The 19,774-nt window shown below is 55.8% G+C and carries 18 protein-coding genes; 7 read left to right on the plus strand and 11 right to left on the minus strand.

The features are described from left to right. Nucleotides 1–102: 102 nt before the first annotated feature. Entirely contained in the window at nt 103–1,599 is a 1,497-nt protein-coding gene (gene pitA / locus ACLD4F_RS18365; RefSeq protein ID WP_000902764.1) for an inorganic phosphate transporter PitA, read from the minus strand. Between the two features lie 230 nt (nt 1,600–1,829). Here pitA and ACLD4F_RS18370 point away from each other — a divergent pair, with 230 nt between their 5' ends. The 4 genes from ACLD4F_RS18370 (at nt 1,830) to ACLD4F_RS18385 (ending at nt 8,261) form a co-directional block, all read left to right on the plus strand. Continuing rightward, complete coding sequence (locus tag ACLD4F_RS18370; RefSeq protein WP_000439230.1) at nt 1,830–3,026, plus strand: NAD(P)/FAD-dependent oxidoreductase; 1,197 nt, start codon at nt 1,830–1,832, stop codon at nt 3,024–3,026. 305 nt (nt 3,027–3,331) lie between these two features. Then, nucleotides 3,332–4,399 (plus strand): HlyD family secretion protein, encoded by a 1,068-nt coding sequence (locus tag ACLD4F_RS18375; RefSeq protein WP_000359828.1) that lies wholly within the window; start codon nt 3,332–3,334, stop codon nt 4,397–4,399. Further along, nucleotides 4,396–7,137: a ribosome-associated ATPase/putative transporter RbbA gene (rbbA, locus tag ACLD4F_RS18380; RefSeq protein ID WP_079944861.1), complete on the plus strand. Its 2,742-nt coding sequence runs from the start codon at nt 4,396–4,398 to the stop codon at nt 7,135–7,137. The genes ACLD4F_RS18375 and rbbA overlap by 4 nt, the downstream gene beginning before the upstream one ends. Continuing rightward, nucleotides 7,137–8,261: an ABC transporter permease gene (locus ACLD4F_RS18385; RefSeq protein ID WP_001214764.1), complete on the plus strand. Its 1,125-nt coding sequence runs from the start codon at nt 7,137–7,139 to the stop codon at nt 8,259–8,261. The genes rbbA and ACLD4F_RS18385 overlap by 1 nt, the downstream gene beginning before the upstream one ends. 89 nt (nt 8,262–8,350) lie before the next feature. Here ACLD4F_RS18385 and nikR read toward each other — a convergent pair whose 3' ends face one another. From nikR to ACLD4F_RS18400, 3 genes are all read right to left on the minus strand, one after another. Beyond that, nucleotides 8,351–8,752 (minus strand): nickel-responsive transcriptional regulator NikR, encoded by a 402-nt coding sequence (gene nikR, locus ACLD4F_RS18390; RefSeq protein WP_001190057.1) that lies wholly within the window; start codon nt 8,750–8,752, stop codon nt 8,351–8,353. A gap of 91 nt (nt 8,753–8,843) precedes the next feature. Further along, the gene (gene acpT, locus ACLD4F_RS18395; RefSeq protein ID WP_020899344.1) at nt 8,844–9,422 is read right to left on the minus strand and encodes a 4'-phosphopantetheinyl transferase AcpT; all 579 of its coding nucleotides are present in this window, start codon (nt 9,420–9,422) and stop codon (nt 8,844–8,846) included. 51 nt (nt 9,423–9,473) lie between these two features. Further along, nucleotides 9,474–10,523: an AI-2E family transporter gene (locus ACLD4F_RS18400; RefSeq protein ID WP_000179589.1), complete on the minus strand. Its 1,050-nt coding sequence runs from the start codon at nt 10,521–10,523 to the stop codon at nt 9,474–9,476. Nucleotides 10,524–10,612: 89 nt separating this feature from the next. Here ACLD4F_RS18400 and ACLD4F_RS18405 point away from each other — a divergent pair, with 89 nt between their 5' ends. Beyond that, complete coding sequence (locus ACLD4F_RS18405; RefSeq protein WP_077677850.1) at nt 10,613–11,872, plus strand: MFS transporter; 1,260 nt, start codon at nt 10,613–10,615, stop codon at nt 11,870–11,872. A 3-nt stretch (nt 11,873–11,875) separates the two neighbouring features. Here the strand turns inward: ACLD4F_RS18405 and ACLD4F_RS18410 are convergent, their stop codons facing one another. Together ACLD4F_RS18410 and ACLD4F_RS18415 are read right to left on the minus strand one after the other, a co-directional pair. Next, nucleotides 11,876–12,433, minus strand: a complete 558-nt coding sequence (locus ACLD4F_RS18410; RefSeq protein WP_001245277.1) for a DcrB family lipoprotein — start codon at nt 12,431–12,433, stop codon at nt 11,876–11,878. Between the two features lie 72 nt (nt 12,434–12,505). Beyond that, nucleotides 12,506–13,171, minus strand: a complete 666-nt coding sequence (locus ACLD4F_RS18415) for a 7-cyano-7-deazaguanine/7-aminomethyl-7-deazaguanine transporter (protein ID WP_079944869.1) — start codon at nt 13,169–13,171, stop codon at nt 12,506–12,508. A gap of 169 nt (nt 13,172–13,340) precedes the next feature. Here ACLD4F_RS18415 and tusA point away from each other — a divergent pair, with 169 nt between their 5' ends. Beyond that, nucleotides 13,341–13,586: a sulfurtransferase TusA gene (gene tusA, locus ACLD4F_RS18420; protein ID WP_001541054.1), complete on the plus strand. Its 246-nt coding sequence runs from the start codon at nt 13,341–13,343 to the stop codon at nt 13,584–13,586. A gap of 23 nt (nt 13,587–13,609) precedes the next feature. On the opposite strand, the gene tcp is transcribed toward tusA, so the two are convergent. The 3 genes from tcp to ACLD4F_RS18435 form a co-directional block, all read right to left on the minus strand. After that, a complete protein-coding gene (gene tcp, locus ACLD4F_RS18425; protein WP_000789682.1) occupies nt 13,610–15,253 on the minus strand; it encodes a methyl-accepting chemotaxis citrate transducer in 1,644 nt (547 codons plus the stop codon). Nucleotides 15,254–15,452: 199 nt separating this feature from the next. Next, the gene (gene zntA / locus ACLD4F_RS18430; RefSeq protein ID WP_000106648.1) at nt 15,453–17,651 is read right to left on the minus strand and encodes a Zn(II)/Cd(II)/Pb(II) translocating P-type ATPase ZntA; all 2,199 of its coding nucleotides are present in this window, start codon (nt 17,649–17,651) and stop codon (nt 15,453–15,455) included. An 80-nt stretch (nt 17,652–17,731) separates the two neighbouring features. Beyond that, the gene (locus ACLD4F_RS18435; protein ID WP_079944862.1) at nt 17,732–18,358 is read right to left on the minus strand and encodes a lysoplasmalogenase; all 627 of its coding nucleotides are present in this window, start codon (nt 18,356–18,358) and stop codon (nt 17,732–17,734) included. Between the two features lie 141 nt (nt 18,359–18,499). Between ACLD4F_RS18435 and ACLD4F_RS18440 the strand changes: the two genes are divergently transcribed. Continuing rightward, nucleotides 18,500–18,871: a DUF2500 domain-containing protein gene (locus ACLD4F_RS18440; protein WP_000042851.1), complete on the plus strand. Its 372-nt coding sequence runs from the start codon at nt 18,500–18,502 to the stop codon at nt 18,869–18,871. A 21-nt stretch (nt 18,872–18,892) separates the two neighbouring features. Here the strand turns inward: ACLD4F_RS18440 and ACLD4F_RS18445 are convergent, their stop codons facing one another. Both ACLD4F_RS18445 and rsmD read right to left on the minus strand, forming a co-directional pair. Beyond that, nucleotides 18,893–19,162, minus strand: coding sequence for a DUF1145 family protein (locus ACLD4F_RS18445; protein ID WP_000906757.1), 270 nt, complete (start codon nt 19,160–19,162; stop codon nt 18,893–18,895). After that, entirely contained in the window at nt 19,152–19,748 is a 597-nt protein-coding gene (rsmD, locus tag ACLD4F_RS18450) for a 16S rRNA (guanine(966)-N(2))-methyltransferase (protein ID WP_000743276.1), read from the minus strand. Before rsmD ends, ACLD4F_RS18445 begins: the two co-directional genes overlap by 11 nt. Nucleotides 19,749–19,774 lie beyond the last annotated feature (26 nt).

Below are 19,774 nucleotides of genomic sequence, written 5' to 3' on the forward strand. Positions count from 1 at the left end.
AGATAAGCCTCCCGGATGACGCCGCTTGCAGCGGCCTGTCAGGCCTGTGTCGTTTCATCCTGACAGGCCGGATTAGCGACAGCGCTATCCGGCCCATTTGGCTTAAATAATCTTCAGGGAAAGCCAGTACAGCACGCCGGAAAGAATAATCGCCGCCGGTAACGTAAATACCCAGGCCATCAGAATGCTGGTCACGGTTTTACGCTGCAACCCGCCGCCATCAACGACCATGGTTCCCGCCACTGAAGAGGAGAGTACGTGAGTGGTAGAAACTGGCATACCGGTGTAGCTGGCAAGACCGATAGAGACTGCCGCCGTCATCTGCGCTGACATTCCCTGCGCATACGTCATGCCTTTTTTACCAATTTTCTCGCCGATAGTGGTCGCCACGCGACGCCAGCCGATCATCGTACCAATACCCAGCGCCAACGCCACTGCCATAATGATCCACACCGGCGCATACTCAATGGTGCTTAACATATCGGTCTTCAGCTTTTTCAGCAGGCGCTGGTCATCGCTGCTTACGCCAGGCAATTTCACGACTTTATCGGTCGTGTCGGAAATGCACAGCATAATGCGACGCAACTGACTACGCTGTTCAACGCTTAACTTGTCGTAGCTTTCCACGTTTGCCAGCATCCCTTTCGCACGGTTAAGCGCGTTAATGGTGTTAGCCGGATGGCAGTGGAATTCAGTCGGTTCAGTCGCGCCCGGTTCCGGAGACGGAATCAGTTGGTCAACGCCGGTGACGGCTTTCAGCAGGTCAGGACGCTGCTCAAAGTACGTTTCGACATTGTTGATAGCATCGCGCGTACGGGTGATTTCGTAGCTGGAGGCATTCATATTGACCACGAAACCCGCAGGCGCGACGCCAATCAGCACCAGCATGACCAGGCCAATGCCTTTCTGACCATCGTTCGCGCCATGCGAAAACGCCACGCCGATAGCTGAGAGGATCAGCGCGATACGCGTCCAGAACGGCGGCTTTTTCTTGCCGTCTTTCTTTTCACGTTCGGCTGGCGTCAGGTGGATACGGGCGCGTTTCTTAGTACCGCTCCAGTAGCGGCGCAGCAAGAAAATCAGACCGCCGGCGAATACCAGACCGACAATAGGGGAGATAATGAGTGAACCGAAAATATTGATAACTTTCGGGATGTTAAGCGCATCCACCACTGACGTGCCGGTCATCATCGCATTGGTTAAACCGATGCCGATAATGGCGCCAATCAGCGTGTGGGAACTGGACGCCGGCAACCCGAAATACCAGGTGCCGAGGTTCCAGATAATCGCCGCCAGCAACATGGAAAAGACCATAGCGAGGCCGTGCGCGGAACCCATGTTGAGCAGGAGATCTGTCGGTAGCATATGCACAATGGCATACGCCACGCTGAGACCCCCCAGCAAAACGCCAAAAAAGTTAAACACCGCCGCCATGACAACCGCCAGCTGCGAACGCATCGCACGGGTGTAAATCACGGTTGCGACTGCATTGGCTGTGTCATGGAAGCCGTTAATCGCTTCGTAGAACAACACAAAAGCCAGAGCAAGCAATAATAAAAGCCCGGTATGTAAATCCAGGCCAGCAAACAAATGTAGCATAGGACGTTACGCCATTTTGAGGACATGAACGCGGCGCATTATCAGTGACTTTGGCGGCGCGGGCAAAGTGAAATATAGACTTTTTTTGATGTACTTCGTGCTTTGTTTGATATCACTAAAGAATTATCTTATATATTTCAGATAAATACCATTTTCAGGCGCTTTTCGCGCTGGTGCGACCACTGAGGAAACTTTACAATTCCCGCCCGAATTTGAGAGAGGAAGGCGACGTGGAAAGGTTTGATGCCGTTATTATAGGCGCTGGCGCAGCGGGCATGTTTTGCGCCGCGCAGGCAGGACAGGCGGGTAGCCGCGTGCTGCTCATCGATAATGGCAAGAAGCCAGGACGTAAAATCCTCATGTCCGGCGGTGGGCGCTGCAACTTTACTAATCTTTATGTTGAGCCTGCTGCGTATTTGAGCCAGAACCCCCATTTTTGCAAATCAGCATTAGCCCGCTATACCCAGTGGGACTTTATCGATCTGGTCGGCAGGTATGGGATAGCCTGGCATGAGAAAACGCTGGGACAGCTTTTTTGCGATGATTCCGCCCAACGCATTGTCGATATGCTGGTTGCCGAGTGCGACAAAGGCGGCGTAACGATGCGCCTGCGTAGCGAGGTATTGAGCGTCGAGCGTGATGAGTCGGGTTTCGTACTGGCGTTGAACGGCGAGACGGTGACTACGCAAAAGCTGGTGATTGCCAGCGGCGGCCTGTCGATGCCGGGGCTTGGCGCATCACCGTTTGGCTATAAAATCGCCGAACAGTTTGGTCTCAAGGTGTTGCCGACGCGCGCCGGGCTGGTGCCCTTTACGCTACATAAGCCGCTGTTAGAACAGCTCCAGACGCTGTCTGGCGTCTCTGTGCCCTGCGTAATTACCGCCCGCAATGGCACGGTATTTCGGGAAAACCTACTTTTTACCCATCGTGGGCTGTCCGGCCCCGCTGTTTTACAGATTTCCAGCTACTGGCAACCGGGCGAGTTAGTGAGCATTAACTTATTGCCGGACCTCTCGCTGGAAGACGTTCTCAATGAACAGCGTAACGCGCACCCGAACCAGAGTCTGAAGAACACGCTGGCGATGCATCTGCCGAAACGGTTGGTGGAGTGTTTACAACAGTTGGGGCACATCCCGGATGTATCGCTCAGGCAGTTGAACGTTCGTGACCAGCAGGCGTTGGTTGACACGCTTACGGCCTGGCAAGTGCAGCCTAACGGCACCGAAGGCTATCGGACAGCGGAAGTGACGCTGGGCGGCGTGGATACAAACGAACTATCATCGCGGACTATGGAAGCGCGCCGCGTGCCGGGTCTCTATTTTATCGGCGAAGTGATGGATGTCACCGGCTGGTTGGGCGGCTATAACTTCCAGTGGGCGTGGTCGAGCGCCTGGGCCTGCGCGCAGGATTTGGCGGCAAAACGCTAAGTACCATTACAAACAATAAGCGAATAGACATCCCGGACAGAGGTGTTAGTATCGATTTATAGCAGTTATGAGTATGCGTGTTTCATTTACGGCCAGGAACGCTGATGATGACAACATTACTCCCTCTTTTCCGGGTACCTACATCATTCACTCCCTTTGACGGCGAGCGCTTCATCGGCGTCTGTTCGTCGTCTGGCCCCTTTTCTTTTTTCATTCTTATCCCGAATGGAAACCCCCGCTGAGCGCACGCCCGGCGGATTTTGTGACACGCATGGTTAGACAACAGGGATTACGGCGGGTCGATTATGGACAAAATGAAGCGTCATCTGGTGTGGTGGGGAGCGGGGATTCTTGTGGCGATGGCCGCGATAGCCTGGTGGATGCTGCGCCCTGCGGGAATACCGGAGGGATTTGCCGCCAGCAACGGCAGAATTGAAGCCACCGAAGTGGATATTGCCACTAAGATTGCCGGGCGTATTGATACCATCCTCGTTTCGGAAGGGCAGTTCGTTCGTCAGGGCGAGGTGCTGGCGAAAATGGATACCCGCGTATTGCAGGAGCAGCGGCTGGAGGCGATTGCGCAGATTAAAGAGGCCGAGAGCGCGGTTGCCGCCGCCCGTGCCTTGCTGGAGCAACGCCAGAGTGAAATGCGCGCCGCGCAGTCGGTCGTCAAACAGCGGGAAGCTGAGCTGGACTCCGTCTCTAAACGTCACGTGCGTTCCCGTTCGCTGTCGCAGCGTGGCGCGGTATCTGTACAACAGTTAGATGACGATCGCGCGGCGGCGGAAAGCGCGCGCGCCGCCCTGGAGACCGCCAAAGCGCAGGTATCTGCGGCAAAAGCGGCGATTGAGGCGGCGCGTACCAGTATTATCCAGGCGCAAACGCGCGTGGAAGCGGCGCAGGCGACCGAGCGGCGTATTGTCGCCGACATCGACGACAGCGAATTAAAAGCGCCGCGCGATGGACGCGTGCAGTACCGCGTTGCGGAGCCGGGCGAAGTGTTATCGGCTGGCGGCCGGGTGTTGAACATGGTCGATCTCAGCGATGTTTATATGACATTTTTCCTGCCGACCGAACAGGCGGGGTTGTTGAAGATCGGCGGCGAAGCGCGACTGGTGCTGGACGCCGCGCCGGATCTGCGTATTCCGGCGACGATCAGTTTTGTCGCCAGCGTGGCGCAGTTCACGCCCAAAACCGTGGAAACCCACGATGAACGGCTGAAGCTGATGTTCCGCGTCAAAGCGCGTATTCCGCCAGAGCTGCTGCGACAGCATCTGGAATATGTCAAAACCGGTTTGCCGGGAATGGCCTGGGTTCGTCTGGATGAGCGCGTGCCCTGGCCTGACGATCTGAACGTGAGGCTGTCGCAATGACGTCGCTGACGCTGGTGCCTGTTCCTCCCGTGGCGCAGCTTGAGGGGGTGAGCCAGCATTACGGAAAAACGGTCGCGCTGAACAATATCACGCTGGACATTCCCGCCCGTAGTATGGTCGGGCTGATTGGTCCGGACGGGGTGGGTAAGTCGAGCCTGCTGTCGCTGATTTCTGGCGCGCGGGTGATTGAGCAAGGGAACGTTATCGTCCTGGGCGGCGATATGCGCGATGCGAAACATCGCCGCGACGTCTGTCCGCGCATCGCCTGGATGCCGCAGGGGCTGGGGAAAAACCTTTATCACACGTTATCGGTTTATGAGAACGTCGATTTTTTCGCTCGTCTCTTTGGTCATGACAAAGCTGAACGCGAAGCGCGTATTACCGAGCTGCTGAACAGCACCGGCCTGGCGCCGTTTCGTGACCGTCCTGCCGGGAAGCTGTCCGGTGGGATGAAACAAAAGCTGGGGCTGTGCTGTGCGCTGATTCATGACCCGGAATTGCTGATTCTTGATGAGCCTACCACCGGCGTGGACCCGCTCTCCCGCGCTCAGTTCTGGGACCTAATCGACAGTATCCGCCAACGGCAGACCAATATGAGCGTGTTGGTCGCAACGGCCTATATGGAAGAGGCGGAGCGTTTTGACTGGCTGGTGGCGATGAATGCGGGCGAGATACTGGCAACCGGCAGCGCGCAGCAACTGCGGACAAAAAACCATAGCGCGACGCTGGAACAGGCGTTTATCGCCCTGTTGCCAGAAGCGCAGCGCCAGGCGCATAAGCCAGTGGTGATCCCGCCGTATCACGCTGAGCAGGAAGAGATTGCCATTGAGGCGAAAGATCTGACCATGCGCTTCGGTAAGTTCGTCGCGGTTGACCATGTTAATTTCCGCATTCCGCGCGGCGAGATTTTTGGCTTCCTCGGTTCAAACGGTTGCGGCAAATCGACCACCATGAAAATGCTGACCGGTCTGCTTCCCGCCAGCGAAGGCCAGGCCTGGCTATTTGGCCAGCCGGTAGACCCGAACGACATCGATACCCGTCGCCGGGTCGGGTATATGTCGCAGGCTTTTTCGCTCTATAACGAACTCACCGTGCGGCAGAATCTGGAACTTCATGCCCGCCTGTTTCATATTCCGCCAGCGGAGATCCCGGCGCGCGTCGCGCAGATGATCGAACGCTTTATGCTAACGGAGGTGGAAGATACGCTCCCCGCTTCGTTGCCGCTCGGTATCCGCCAGCGTTTATCGCTGGCGGTAGCGGTGATCCATCGCCCGGAAATGCTGATTCTTGATGAGCCAACGTCCGGCGTTGATCCGGTCGCCAGGGATATGTTCTGGCAGCTTATGGTCGATCTTTCGCGTCAGGATAAGGTGACGATTTTTATCTCGACCCATTTTATGAACGAAGCGGAACGTTGCGACCGAATGTCATTGATGCACGCCGGTAAAGTGCTCGCCAGCGGTACGCCGCAGGAATTGGTGCAACAGCGGGGCGCGGCCAATCTGGAGGCGGCGTTTATTTCCTGGCTACAGGAAGCTGCGGGAGCGGCGCCTGAAACCCCAATACCGCCATCCCAGACGCCCGCCGCGTCAGGTAAACCGTCGCGGCAGGGATTGAGCTTCCGGCGTTTGTTCAGCTACAGTCGCCGCGAAGCGCTGGAGCTACGCCGCGATCCGGTACGTTCCACGCTGGCGCTGCTGGGAACGGTAATTCTGATGCTGATTATGGGCTATGGCATCAGTATGGACGTGGAGAACCTGCGTTTTGCCGTACTCGACCGCGATCAAACCGTCAGCAGCCAGGCATGGTCGCTCAATCTGGCGGGATCGCGCTATTTTATCGAACAGCCGCCGCTTGCCAGCTATGACGAGCTTGACCGGCGGATGCGTTCGGGAGAGTTGGCGGTTGCCATTGAGATCCCGCCTAATTTTGGCCGCGATATTGCTCGCGGTACGCCAGCGCAGATTGGCGTCTGGGTGGATGGCGCCATGCCCAGCCGCGCCGAGACGGTGAAGGGGTACGTTCAGGCGATGCACCAAAGCTGGCTGCAGGAGGCGGCAAGTCGTCAGCCGAACCCGGTTAAACAGGCCGGGCTGCTCAACATTGAAACGCGCTATCGCTATAACCCGGATGTGAAAAGTCTGCCCGCTATCGTTCCGGCGGTCATTCCGCTGCTGCTCATGATGATCCCGTCAATGCTTAGCGCCCTGAGCGTGGTGCGGGAGAAAGAGCTGGGGTCGATGATTAATCTGTACGTAACGCCGACGACGCGCAGCGAATTTTTGCTGGGTAAACAACTGCCGTATATCGCGCTGGGTATGCTGAACTTCTTGCTACTGTGCGCGCTGTCGGTCTTTGTGTTCGGCGTGCCGCTGAAAGGCAGCTTTCTCACGCTTACCCTCGCGGCGCTACTTTACGTCATCATCGCCACCGGTCTGGGGCTGCTGATCTCCACGTTTATGAAGAGCCAAATCGCCGCTATTTTTGGGACGTCGATTATTACCCTCATTCCGGCAACACAATTTTCCGGCATGATCGATCCGGTGGCTTCGCTGGAAGGGCCGGGAAGATGGATCGGCGAGATCTACCCGACCAGCCATTTTCTGACGATCGCGCGCGGGACGTTTTCCAAAGCGTTGGATCTGTCCGATCTCTGGCCGTTATTTATGCCGTTACTGATTGCCGTCCCGGTGGTGATGGGTCTGAGCATTCTGCTGCTGAAAAAACAGGAGGGGTAATGCGCGGATTACGTAATATTTATAATCTCGGCGTTAAAGAACTGCGCAGTCTGCTGGGCGACAAAGCGATGCTGTCGCTGATCGTCTTCGCCTTTACGATTTCGGTTTACTCCTCCGCTACCGTTCTGCCCGGTTCGTTGCATCTTGCCCCTATCGCCATCGCCGATATGGATCAGTCACAGTTGTCGAACCGTATTGTGAATAGTTTTTACCGCCCGTGGTTTCTGCCGCCGGAGATGATTACGGCAACGGAAATGGATGCCGGACTGGATGCCGGACGCTATACCTTTGCGGTCAATATTCCGCCGAATTTCCAGCGTGATGTGCTGGCCGGACGTCAGCCTGATATTCAGGTTAACGTCGATGCGACGCGCATGAGCCAGGCGTTTACCGGCAACAGTTATATCCAGAATATTATTAGCGGCGAGGTCAACAGCTTTGTGGCGCGCGCGCGGGGAGATAACGTTCAGCCGGTGTCGCTGGAGATTCGGATGCGCTTTAACCCGAATCTGGACCCGGCGTGGTTTGGCGGCGTGATGGCGATTATCAACAACATTACCATGCTGGCGATAGTGCTGACCGGGTCGGCGCTGATCCGCGAGCGAGAACACGGCACGGTAGAGCATCTGTTAGTGATGCCGGTCACGCCCTTTGAGATCATGATGGCGAAAGTGTGGTCGATGGGGCTGGTCGTGCTGGTGGTTTCCGGTTTGTCTTTGATGCTGATGGTGAAAGGCGTACTTGGCGTACCGATTGAAGGATCGATCCCATTGTTTATGTTGGGCGTGGCGCTGAGCCTGTTCGCCACCACTTCAATTGGGATTTTTATGGGCACCATCGCCCGTTCGATGCCGCAGCTGGGGTTATTAATGATTCTGGTGCTGTTGCCGCTACAAATGCTCTCCGGCGGTTCCACGCCGCGCGAAAGTATGCCGCAGGCGGTGCAGGATATTATGCTGACCATGCCGACGACGCATTTTGTCAGCCTTGCCCAGGCTATTCTTTATCGCGGCGCAGGTTTGAGTATCGTCTGGCCGCAGTTCCTGACCCTGCTGGCGATAGGCGGCGTGTTCTTCCTGATAGCGCTGTTACGCTTCAGAAAAACGATTGGCACAATGGCGTAAACATTATTGCCGGATGGCGGCTGCGCCTCATCCGGCCTACAAACGACAGACGTGCGAGCGTAGGCCGGGCAAGCGAAGCGCCCCCGGCGTTAGTCTTCTTTCGGCAAACACTGCAAGTGGCCGTGGCGCACGCCGCGCTGGGCGATAACATCATCGGCAAAATGCTGTACGTCGCCCATATCGCCCTTCAGAACGGCGATCTCCAGACAGTCATCGTGGTTGATATGGACGTGCAGCGTGGCGACGGATAAATCATGATGATGATGCTGGGTGGAGACGATGCGGCTGGCTAAATCCCGTTTCTCATGTTCATAAACATATGAAAGTACCGCGAAACCCTGTGTACCGTGTTCCTGGGTGGCCTCCTGCGCCAGAGCGCCGCGCAAAATATCACGGATCGCTTCGGAGCGATTGTTATAGCCGCGTCGCTGGCTCAGGCTGTCCAGCGTTTCCAGTAAATCGTCATCGAGGGTGATGGTGACACGTTGCATCTGACTTAAACCTTTTGGTATGGCGCGTCGGCGCATGGGAAGCTCCGCATTTTGTAACACACGTCCGCCGCCAGAGGGAAAAATTAATGTGTCATAACGCTTTTGTTATCGTCTGCGGCGTCAGCGTAAACGGTGTGGGGGTACAGACTGCCAGACTGAGCGTATCGAGCTGACACTGGCTGACCGACAAGGCAGAGGGCAACGTGCTGTCCACGCTGACGATTTGCCAGGCGCTGCCGCCGCGTTGTTTTACGATGGCTTCTTTACGCGTCCAGATACGCCAGAAGGCCGTCAGTTGTCGCTCCGGACGTTCCGCTTCCATTTCAGCATGTTCGCCGAGGCTGAATACCGCATTCGCCAGCGAACGCCAGTTATCGCGCGGGCGGATCACTTCAATATCGCAGCCGACTTCACCTTCGTCGCTAAGCAACAGAGCAATAGTGTCGCCGCTATGGCTGAGGTTAAACCACAGCGGCGTTCCGGCGGAAAAAGCCGGTTTACCCTGTTCGCCATACACCATCTCCGGTAGCGGCGAGAGCGCACGGGAAAGCAGCACGCGCCCAGCCAGCCAGCTTGCCCGGCGAACGCCCTGCGGCGCCTGAGCGATTAACGCGTCGGGCAATTGACCTGCGCTTAATGTTGACACTTTTCCCAGAACGACCTGGTACATATCAGGACCAACGTTGCCTATGAAGAAGAGGAGATTGTAGCATCTGTCGCCTCATCCCGGTAAACGGCTTTTCGGTCGGCCTGGCCCCAGTAAGATCGCCAGTTTGCTGCCGCCTTTAGTGGTTTCCATCCAGATTTTGCAGACGCTGGTCAAAGGAACGGACAAGAGCATCCCGACCGGGCCTAATAGCCATCCCCAGACCAATAACGAAAGAAATACCACCAGCGTGGACATTCCCAGACGATGGCCCATCATGCGTGGCTCCATAATGTTGCCAATCACCATATGGACCACCAAAAAGAGCGCGCCGACCAGTACGCACTCGTAAAAACCGTTAAATAACAGCGCCTGAATCATGGGGGGAACGGCGGAAATCACCGAGCCGATATTAGGAACGTAATTGAGCAAAAAGGCCAGTACGCCCCACATTAGCGCAAACTGAATACCCATTAACGCCAGTCCCAGCCAGATAATCGCGCCCGTCCATAAACTGAGCAGTGTTTTCAGCGCCAGATAATGCGAGACGCCTTTCAGGGCGCGGTGCAGGCCGGCAATATGAATTTGTGGATTGTTTAGCGCGAAACGTAATTTATAAGGCACGTGACGCACCTCAAACAGCATAAAAACCACGGTCATCACCAGTAGCACAATGCTTGCCATCGCGCCCGATACGCCGGTCATTAATGTTGTGGTGAAGAGCATGATTTTATCGGAGTCCATCCCGCGGAGCATACGTTCCGGCGACATATGTAAATTCAGGAAGGGCATTAACTCCTGAAGGTGTAAGACCTTACGCGTCAGCTCCTTGCTGTATTTAGGCAGCATAGCGATAAATTCATTAAGCGATGCGGCAAGCACACCCACCAGCGCGGTAAGCACGATCAGCATGACAACCACTACGATAGTAATCGCCAGCGGTCGCTTCACGCCCCGGCGAATAAACCAGGTCACTAATGGATTAAGAACGATGGCGAAAAAGAGCGCCAGCAAGAGTTGTACAATAATATCCGCCGCGGCATGAATCCCGGCGAGAATAATAACCAGGGAGGCCAGTTTCAGCAGAATATGCATACCCGTTTTGTCGGGTTGAGCGGTTGCCATGAAGTTTTCCTTGTTGTGTTTTTTTCTAAGTGTAGCGGCTGCCCTGATACCGATAATCTGAATCTCACTACTGATTTTCACCGCGCGCCATGATAGAAAAGAAAACATGTTGTAAAAATGCGGTGATACTCATGCCCGAACCCGTCGCTGAACCGGCGCTAAACGGATTGCGCCTCAATCTGCGTATTGTCTCCATTGTGATGTTTAACTTTGCCAGCTACCTGACCATCGGCCTGCCGCTCGCCGTCTTGCCCGGCTATGTGCATGATGCGATGGGATTCAGCGCGTTCTGGGCGGGGCTTATTATCAGCCTGCAATACTTCGCCACTCTGTTAAGCCGTCCCCATGCCGGGCGGTATGCGGATGTATTAGGGCCGAAAAAAATCGTTGTCTTTGGCTTATGCGGCTGTTTTTTAAGCGGACTCGGCTACCTGCTGGCGGATATCGCCAGCGCCTGGCCGATGATCAGTTTGTTGCTACTGGGGCTGGGTCGCGTGATTTTGGGGATTGGGCAAAGTTTTGCCGGCACCGGTTCGACACTGTGGGGCGTCGGCGTCGTCGGGTCGTTGCATATTGGTCGGGTCATCTCCTGGAACGGTATCGTCACCTACGGCGCAATGGCGATGGGCGCGCCGCTGGGCGTGCTGTGTTATGCCTGGGGCGGGTTACAGGGACTGGCGCTAACGGTGATGGGCGTGGCGCTGTTGGCGGTACTGTTAGCCCTTCCACGTCCGTCGGTGAAGGCGAACAAAGGCAAGCCGCTGCCGTTTCGCGCGGTGCTGGGGCGTGTCTGGCTGTATGGTATGGCGTTGGCGCTGGCCTCGGCAGGGTTTGGCGTCATCGCGACGTTTATTACCTTATTTTATGATGCTAAAGGCTGGGATGGCGCCGCCTTTGCGCTCACGTTATTTAGCGTCGCGTTTGTCGGCACGCGTTTGCTGTTCCCTAACGGCATCAATCGTCTAGGCGGGTTGAATGTCGCCATGATCTGCTTTGGCGTGGAGATTATTGGTCTGTTACTGGTGGGGACGGCAGCCATGCCGTGGATGGCAAAAATCGGCGTTTTACTCACGGGGATGGGGTTTTCGCTGGTCTTTCCGGCGCTGGGCGTGGTGGCCGTCAAAGCCGTGCCGCCGCAGAACCAGGGCGCGGCGCTGGCGACCTATACCGTCTTTATGGATATGTCTTTGGGGGTTACCGGGCCGCTGGCGGGGCTGGTGATGACCTGGGCGGGCGTGCCGGTGATTTATCTGGCGGCAGCCGGGCTGGTAACGATGGCGCTATTGCTGACCTGGCGCTTAAAAAAACGGCCTCCGTCTGCACTGCCGGAGGCCGCATCATCATCGTAAAGGTTACTTAATAACTAACGTATTGATGATGTTTTCAGCCGTGGTTTGCGCTTTTTGCTGATTGTCCGCAGGCAGCGTGACCTGAATCGTCAGCAATTGGTTATCCACTTTGCCCAGCACGATGGAAGAGTACGCCGTCTGGCCCTTCGCAGAGATAATGCTGTCCAGTTGTTGCAACGTATGGCCTTTGAGCTCAATAGACTTATTGGTGACCACCTGAAGCTGCGGGTCGCGGCTACGCTGTTGCTCAAGCAGGCGGTTCGCCAGCACCGGCAACGCTTCATCGGTATTATCGCCGACGATAACAATCACCGCTTTCTGGCCCGTCGGGTCAGAATAAACGTGCATATTATTCGCCTGGGTGCCCAGCTTACCGCTTTGATCGGTCATATCCGCCGGCAGTGAGAAACTGAGTTTGCCATCCATCAGGCTGATGGGCTGACCGGAGGCCTGGCTTTCCGCGGCGGCGCTTTCTGCCGACGCTTTTGTATCGTTGTTATCACAGGCCGCAAGCCCCATAACCAGCAGGCCAATACCGGCATATTTAACCAAATTGCGCATTGACTTCTTCCTTTCGATAAACGGCCATAACGGCTCATTCGCTCATCTTATCACAACTCGGAAAACGAACCTTTAACTTGCCGGTAATGGGGAAATTTCAGATTTATCTGCCAGCTTTTTCAGCAACATATTCAGTAGAACGCCGTACATCGGCAGGAAGAAAATAATGCTGATGAGCACCTTAAAGCAATAATCCACCAGCGCAATTTCCATCCAGTGCCCGGCCATAAAGGCATCGGGGCTTCGCCAGAACGCAATGAAGAAAAAGGCAAGGGTATCGCTGATATTGCCAAACAGCGTTGAAGCGGTCGGCGCCAGCCACCAGCGACGATTTTGGCGCAGGCGGTTAAACACATGGACATCAAGGATCTGTCCCAGCGCGTAGGCCATAAAGCTGGCGGCGGCGATACGGGCGACAAACAGATTAAAGCTCGCCAACGCGGCGAAACCTTGCCAGGCCCCCATATAGAACAGCGATGACACCACATACGACACCAGCAGCGCGGGGATCATGACGGCGAAGATAATGCGGCGCGCCAGCGGTGCGCCAAAAATACGCACGGTAAGATCGGTGGCGAGAAAAATAAAAGGAAAACTAAACGCGCCCCAGGTCGTGTGGAAACCAAAAATAGTGATGGGGAGCTGCACCAGATAGTTACTGGAAATGATCACCAGTAAATGGAATAGCGATAGCCAGAACAACGCTTTTACGCGCTGTGATTGTGTAAACGGAGTCATATTGTGACCTTTTTGTTGGATGGGGTGAGGGAACCCAATAAAGAACCGCCGCATAATACTGTTTTGCGCTGGCATTGCAATGGCTAATTTTCACGCAATCGTTAACCTGCCTGGCTTACTGACGAAGATAGGCGTAAAATATCGCCGTTTTTCTACCATTGAGACGAAGATGAGCGATCTGTTTTCCTCCCCTGACCATACGCTTGACGCCCTGGGGCTGCGTTGCCCTGAACCGGTAATGATGGTGCGCAAAACGGTGCGCAACATGCAAACTGGCGAAACATTGCTGATTATCGCCGACGATCCGGCGACGACGCGTGATATTCCGGGGTTCTGTACCTTTATGGAACACGATTTGCTGGCGCAAGAGACGGAGGGTCTGCCGTACCGCTATTTATTGCGTAAAGCGCATTAACCGCACGGCAGATAACATTCTGATTAGAAGCTTTCCCAGTTCGCCTGTTCTGCGGCGGGCTGTGGCGTTAAGCCTTTGCTTAACGGCGTCGGCGACGCCTCCCGACGAGGCTGTTTCTGGATGCGGAACGCGGCGACCGCCTGACGAAGTTCGTTAGCCTGATCTTCCAGCGCCGCCGCCGCTGCTGCGGATTCCTCTACCAGCGAGGCGTTTTGTTGCGTCACGCTGTCCATTTCCGATACCGCCTGCGCCACCTGCTCAATGCCTTTGCTTTGCTCATCGGAGGCAGAGGCGATTTCGCCCATAATATCGGTTACGCGGGTCACGGCGTTGACGATCTCTTTCATGGTTTCTCCCGCTTCGCGTACCTGCGTAGAGCCGGTATCAATGCGCGACACGGAGTTTTCAATCAGCACTTTGATCTCTTTGGCGGCCTGCGCGCTACGGCTGGCCAACGTGCGTACCTCTCCGGCCACAACCGCGAATCCTCGCCCCTGTTCGCCGGCGCGGGCGGCTTCTACCGCAGCGTTCAGCGCCAGGATATTAGTCTGGAAGGCGATACCGTCAATCACGCTGGTGATGTCCACGATTTTTTCCGAACTTTCGGCGATATCGTTCATGGTGCTCACTACGTTATCCACCACGCGTCCTCCTTTACGCGCGGTTTCTGATGCGGTTTTCGCCAGACCCGTCGCCTGGCGTGCGTTATCGGTGTTTTGCCGTACCGTGGCGGTTAACTGTTCCATGCTGGCGGCGGTCTCCTCCAGCGCCGAGGCCTGCTGTTCGGTACGGGAAGAGAGGTCGCTGCTACCGGCGGAAATTTCGCCTGCGCCAGTATAGATAGAGTCTGCGTTATCGCGCACCGCGCTGACGGTACGGATTAACGACTGCTGCATCGTTTTAAGACCGGCGGCCAGTTGGCCCATTTCACTGCGTCCTTCAGCCTCTATCTCATGGGTAAGATCGCCGTCGGCGATCGTTTGAATGTGCGCCATAATCCGTTGCAGCGGGCGGAGTAGAACGCGTTGCAGCCCCAGCCAGATAAACGCCAGCACGATGAGCACGATAAGTAGAATTATCCCCAGCGTCCATTGCATCTGGGTAAAACTGCTCTGATTCTGATCGCTGGCTAATTTTATTAATTGCGCATTTTGAGAGAGCCACTGGTCATATACCTGCTCCATGTCATCCTGCGCTTTTTGCGCGTCAAGGTTGCCATAGGCGGCGTAATTATCGGCTTTAAGATAGTGGATAGACTGCTGCAAAACGTCATACATCTGCTTAAAGCTGGCTTCGGCCTGGGCATCCAACGCCGGATCTTTGCCCGCGATCGCTTCGGAGTTCACGTAGTTGTTGAAATGTTTTTCCGCTTCGTTGAGCGACGCGCCAGCGTTGGTTAACAGCGTGTTCATGGCGTCCAGCGAGGCGGGATCGCGCTGATTTTTTAACATGCGTATCGCCACGCGGTTAATAGTGACGCGGGTTTCAATCAATGTCTGAAAACTGCCGCCCAGTTCCTGTTGTTGGTAACTCAGCGCGCTCGCATTCTGGAAATTCAGCCGATCGCTGCTGACGGCGGAATAAAACAGTATTCCTGTCACCAACAATAAGGCGCTAAATATGCCCAGCGTCGCGATAACGCCGGTGATGACTTTGATATTTTTCATAGTGCCTAACATTCCTTATTTTGTAGACGGTATGATCAATATCGGTTGGATAAAAATTAACCTTACATCAAATCACGCTATTTCTGATTAATGGTTTGATAAGTAATAGAAAATAAATAATTTTCGCGTGAATAATATGAACAAAGAAAGGAATATCGCGGGATAAACCGGCGACACGACGCCGCCGGGCGGGAGAAGATTAGTTTTTACGCAGCAAACGTAGCGCGTTGGCGGTCACCAATACCGTGGCTCCCGTATCCGCCAGGATTGCCAGCCATAGCCCGGTAAAACCCAGTAGCGTCGTCACCAGGAAAATAGCTTTCAGCCCCAGCGCAATGGTGATGTTCTGCCGGATATTCGCGTGGGTAGCGCGCGCCAGCGTAATCATCTGCGCTAACCCGCGCAGACGGTTATGAGTAAGGGCGGCGTCAGCCGTTTCCAGCGCGACGTCAGTACCGCTGCCCATCGCAATTCCGATACTGGCGGCTTTCATCGCGGGCGCATCATTAATGCCGTCGCCCACCATCGCCAGCGGCGCTTGTTGGTTAAGGGCGGTGACTGCCCGCACCTTGTCTTCCGGCAGTAGTCCGGCTTTAAACGCCAGATCCAGCTCGCCGGCAATCGCTGCCGCCGCCCGTGGGTTATCGCCGGTCAGAATCACGCCGTTAACGCCTAACTGATGCAGTTCGCGGATGGCGTCGCGCGCATCGTCACGCAACGTATCCTGGAGGGCGAGGACGCCAACAACGGTCTCGTTACGCAGCACCAGAACCACCGTCTGCCCGGCGTTTTCCAGTTCGCTAATTTGCCCGGCAAACGCTGCCGTAGGCTGTTTTCCCGCCGCGCAAATCAGAATACGTTCGCCGTTAACCTGCGCTTCAATTCCGGTGCCGGCCAGCGTTCGCTGCGATTCCGCCGTCGGGATCGCCAGATCGCGAGTCTGCGCTTCGCGGACAATAGCCTGCGCCAGCGGGTGCGTAGCGCCTTGTTCTACGGCTGCCGCCAGCGCCAACAGTTCAGCCTCGCTGATACCGCTTGCCGGATGAATCGCCGTCACCCGTGGTTTACCAATGGTCAACGTACCGGTTTTATCAAAGGCGACCTGCGTGATACGGCCCAGTTGCTCCAGCGCTGCGCCGCCTTTAATCAATGCGCCGCGCCGTGCCGCCGCCGCCAGCCCGGAGGTAATGGCCGCGGGCGTGGAGATCACCAGCGCGCACGGGCAACCGATGAGCAGCAGCGTCAGCCCTTTATAAATCCACTCCTGCCAGCCGCCATCGAACATCAGCGGCGGAATAAGCGTCACCAGCAGCGCGATGACCATAATGACTGGCGTATAGATGCGGCTGAAACGGTCAATAAACCGCTCAATGGGCGCACGGCGCTCTTCCGCCTCTTCAATCAGCGTCAGGATACGGTCAATCGCGCTGGCGCCAGGTTCAGATAGCACCTCCAGGGTGACGAGACGGTCAACGCTGGTCGCGCCTGCCGGGACTTTGTCGCCCGTTGCGCGCTCCACCGGGATAGACTCGCCGGTGAGCGCGCTTTCATCAAAGCTGGCGAAACCGGAAACCAGTTTACCGTCGGCGGGTAAACGCCCCCCGGCGGCGACTTCGATAATATCGCCCGGTCGCAGGGTATTAATAGCGACCTCTTCCCGTACGCCGTCGCGCAGACGGGTCGCCGTTTCCGGTTTAAGCGCCATTAACGCGCTGACGCCTTTACGGGCGCGGCTGGCGGCCCATCCTTCCAGGCGCTCGCCGATGAGGAACAGCAGCAATACCATTGCCGCCTCCGCCGTCGCGCCAATAAACAGCGCGCCAATGGCGGCGACGCTCATCAGCGTTTCAATAGCGAACCAACTGCCGCTTTTCATCAGCCGCAGCGCCTGGCGGGCAATAGGATACAGACCGACCAGGGTGGTGGCGATAAAGGCCAGTTGGCCGAACGGGTGGTTAAATTGCTCCAGCCCCCAGCTTATCGCCATCATAATGATCAGCGTAATAAGCGGCAGGTTCTCTTTAAGACGAGATTCAGGCGCGGCGTCGCGCGAATCTTCGCTACGCAAGGTATAACCCGCCTTCTGTACGGCGCGTTCAATTTGCGCGCGGAGGTCGGCGTCGGCATCGACCACTAACTTTTCGGTGGCGAACAGCACTTGCGCCTGGTTGACGCCGCGAATTTGGCGGACCGCATTCTCCACTTTTCGGGCGCAGGCGGCGCAGTCCATGCCGGAGATTTTCCAGGTATAGCGCGTGCCTGCCACGGCAGTAGAAACAGGCGCGCTGGACGCGCAATGTTCTTCGCAGCAGCAGCTATCGGCCTTCTGTATCGCCGGGGCTAATCTGAAGGAGGTAAAGGGCGGGACTTTTTTGCCATCGGTATCAGGGGTCGACATAACGTCCTCCGGTTGATGATAATTTTCTCATTAACCGGAGGATACACTCTGGAGTCGACTCCAGAGTCAAGCGCTATTATTTACAGGTACAGCGAGCGAACAATCAGGAAGTGTCCGGCAAAGTAGCAGGCGGCGGCAATCGCGTTATCCGCCCGGAAACGGCGGCGGTAATGGCTACCCAGCCAGACGATATTGCCGATAAACAGCAGCGTCGCGCCGGTAAAGGCCGAAAGGGCTGGCGCCGTTGGGCGGAAGAACCACAGTTCGCCCGCCAGCCAGACCATGACCAGAGTCATGGCGATAAAAGTACATACCGGCCAGCGTAGCTCCTCCAGTCGCGTCCAGATAACGGCGATAAGCAACGCGCCGACTATCAGTAACGCCAGCGGCAGCGGCCAGAAGAACGACAACGTCATTTGGCTGGCAAAATAAATGGTGTAGAGCAGATGCGATAAGAAAAATGCCCCGACGGCGTACAGCAGGCGTTGACGCGGCAAGAGCGTTAACGCATCGCCGACCAGCGAGGCGCACAGTCCGGCCAACACAAGATAACTGATGGCGTCAAACATCGGCGCTTGCCAGGCCAGTAACAGCAATAGTAATAACGTGACGGGCTTAAAAAACCAGCGTTGCCAGGCTGGCCCGCGATAGGAGGCGTCCACATACAGCCATGCGGACAGGCAGACAGCGATAAACGACCAAAGCATCTTAATTCCTTGAATTCGTTATTTTTTCGCAAACGGTATGCTTGCGGCTCTATTATTCAGTGTAGAGGCCGTGACGGTCAGATGACAACACTATAACGGGCAGGGTATGCTTATTTCCGCATTTTCTGACAGGTTAACAGTATGAGTAAGCCACCGCTTTTCTTCATTATAATCATCGCATTAATCGTAGTTGCCGCGTCGTTTCGCTTCGTTCAGCAACGGCGGGAAAAAGCCGCTAATGAGGCGGCGCCGTTACAGCAAAAGCTGGTCGTGGTTAGCAATAAACGGGAGAAGCCGGTTAACGACCGACGCTCTCGCCAGCAGGAAGTGAGCCCGGCGGGAACCAGTATGCGCTATGAGGTCAGTTTTAAGCCGCTCAATGGCGGTCTGGAAAAAACGTTCCGTTTACAAGCGCAGCAGTACCACGCTTTGACGGTGGGCGATCAAGGTACGCTGAGCTATAAGGGAACGCGGTTCGTCGGGTTTGTTAGCCGTACCCCGGATAACGAATAAACCGTCATCCGGCAGCAAACGTTATTTTTTGTTCTTAAACTTCTTCTGCCAGACCAGCAGCTCAAACACGCCGAACAGGAAAATGCGGATTTTTTCTCCCGTCGTCATCTGCGGACCCGCTTTCGGTATCGTTGATTTCAGCAGCGCCAGTTGCATACCGTGCATCAGCGCCATGAACACCAACGCCACGTTGACGAAAATATTGAGCGGGCGCGGGAAGGGATGCACCAGATTAAGAATCAAAAATGCCCACACGAAGAGCATTAATAAGCGGCCCAGATTAATCAACATCATTTTCTCCTTGCGCGTCGCGCTGATACAGACGATAAGCGACCTGTCCGGCCACCTTTTCTCGATACAATGTCCAGTTCGCCGGAACGGGCGGCAGACCGTTTTCCACCTCGCTTTCTACGTAGATTAGCGCGTCGTCGGCCAGCCATCCCTGGGTTTCCAGCAATTGTAACGTCTCTTCCAGCAGCCCTTTACGAAACGGCGGGTCGACAAAGACGACGTGATGCGGCGTCCCCGGCTGGCTGAGGAAGGCCAGAGTATTGGTATTGACGACGCGAGCATTGTTGGCTTTCAGCGTCGCCAGATTTTTTTGCAACTGCTGCGATACGGCGCGATCCATTTCCAGTAACGTTGCCTGGGCCGCATAACGCGATAGCGCTTCCAGACCCAGCGCGCCGCTGCCGGCAAAGCAATCCAGACAATGGGCGTCTACCATTACCGGAGCCAGCCAGTTAAATAACGTTTCGCGCACGCGATCGGTGGTGGGACGCAGACCCGGGCTGTCCGGAACCGGTAATTTACGGCCACGCCATTGCCCGCCAATAATGCGGATTTGGCCGCTGCCAGAGTGAGTCGGTTTTTTCATTTCTCTTGCTCGAACCGCCTGTTGCA

Origin of the sequence: Salmonella sp. 741265050_HSA, from assembly GCF_046569445.1 — a bacterium.
Taxonomy (GTDB): domain Bacteria; phylum Pseudomonadota; class Gammaproteobacteria; order Enterobacterales; family Enterobacteriaceae; genus Salmonella; species Salmonella enterica.

What these genes read in the sequence shown, in the direction of transcription:
- pitA (WP_000902764.1), bottom strand. Translation starts at nt 1,599, where the DNA reads ATGCTACATTTGTTTGCTGGCCTGGATTTACATACCGGGCTTTTATTA.
- ACLD4F_RS18375 (WP_000359828.1), top strand. Translation starts at nt 3,332, where the DNA reads ATGGACAAAATGAAGCGTCATCTGGTGTGGTGGGGAGCGGGGATTCTT.
- rbbA (WP_079944861.1), top strand. Translation starts at nt 4,396, where the DNA reads ATGACGTCGCTGACGCTGGTGCCTGTTCCTCCCGTGGCGCAGCTTGAG.
- ACLD4F_RS18385 (WP_001214764.1), top strand. Translation starts at nt 7,137, where the DNA reads ATGCGCGGATTACGTAATATTTATAATCTCGGCGTTAAAGAACTGCGC.
- nikR (WP_001190057.1), bottom strand. Translation starts at nt 8,752, where the DNA reads ATGCAACGTGTCACCATCACCCTCGATGACGATTTACTGGAAACGCTG.
- acpT (WP_020899344.1), bottom strand. Translation starts at nt 9,422, where the DNA reads ATGTACCAGGTCGTTCTGGGAAAAGTGTCAACATTAAGCGCAGGTCAA.
- ACLD4F_RS18400 (WP_000179589.1), bottom strand. Translation starts at nt 10,523, where the DNA reads ATGGCAACCGCTCAACCCGACAAAACGGGTATGCATATTCTGCTGAAA.
- ACLD4F_RS18405 (WP_077677850.1), top strand. Translation starts at nt 10,613, where the DNA reads ATGATAGAAAAGAAAACATGTTGTAAAAATGCGGTGATACTCATGCCC.
- ACLD4F_RS18410 (WP_001245277.1), bottom strand. Translation starts at nt 12,433, where the DNA reads ATGCGCAATTTGGTTAAATATGCCGGTATTGGCCTGCTGGTTATGGGG.
- ACLD4F_RS18415 (WP_079944869.1), bottom strand. Translation starts at nt 13,171, where the DNA reads ATGACTCCGTTTACACAATCACAGCGCGTAAAAGCGTTGTTCTGGCTA.
- tusA (WP_001541054.1), top strand. Translation starts at nt 13,341, where the DNA reads ATGAGCGATCTGTTTTCCTCCCCTGACCATACGCTTGACGCCCTGGGG.
- tcp (WP_000789682.1), bottom strand. Translation starts at nt 15,253, where the DNA reads ATGAAAAATATCAAAGTCATCACCGGCGTTATCGCGACGCTGGGCATA.
- zntA (WP_000106648.1), bottom strand. Translation starts at nt 17,651, where the DNA reads ATGTCGACCCCTGATACCGATGGCAAAAAAGTCCCGCCCTTTACCTCC.
- ACLD4F_RS18435 (WP_079944862.1), bottom strand. Translation starts at nt 18,358, where the DNA reads ATGCTTTGGTCGTTTATCGCTGTCTGCCTGTCCGCATGGCTGTATGTG.
- ACLD4F_RS18440 (WP_000042851.1), top strand. Translation starts at nt 18,500, where the DNA reads ATGAGTAAGCCACCGCTTTTCTTCATTATAATCATCGCATTAATCGTA.
- ACLD4F_RS18445 (WP_000906757.1), bottom strand. Translation starts at nt 19,162, where the DNA reads ATGTTGATTAATCTGGGCCGCTTATTAATGCTCTTCGTGTGGGCATTT.
- rsmD (WP_000743276.1), bottom strand. Translation starts at nt 19,748, where the DNA reads ATGAAAAAACCGACTCACTCTGGCAGCGGCCAAATCCGCATTATTGGC.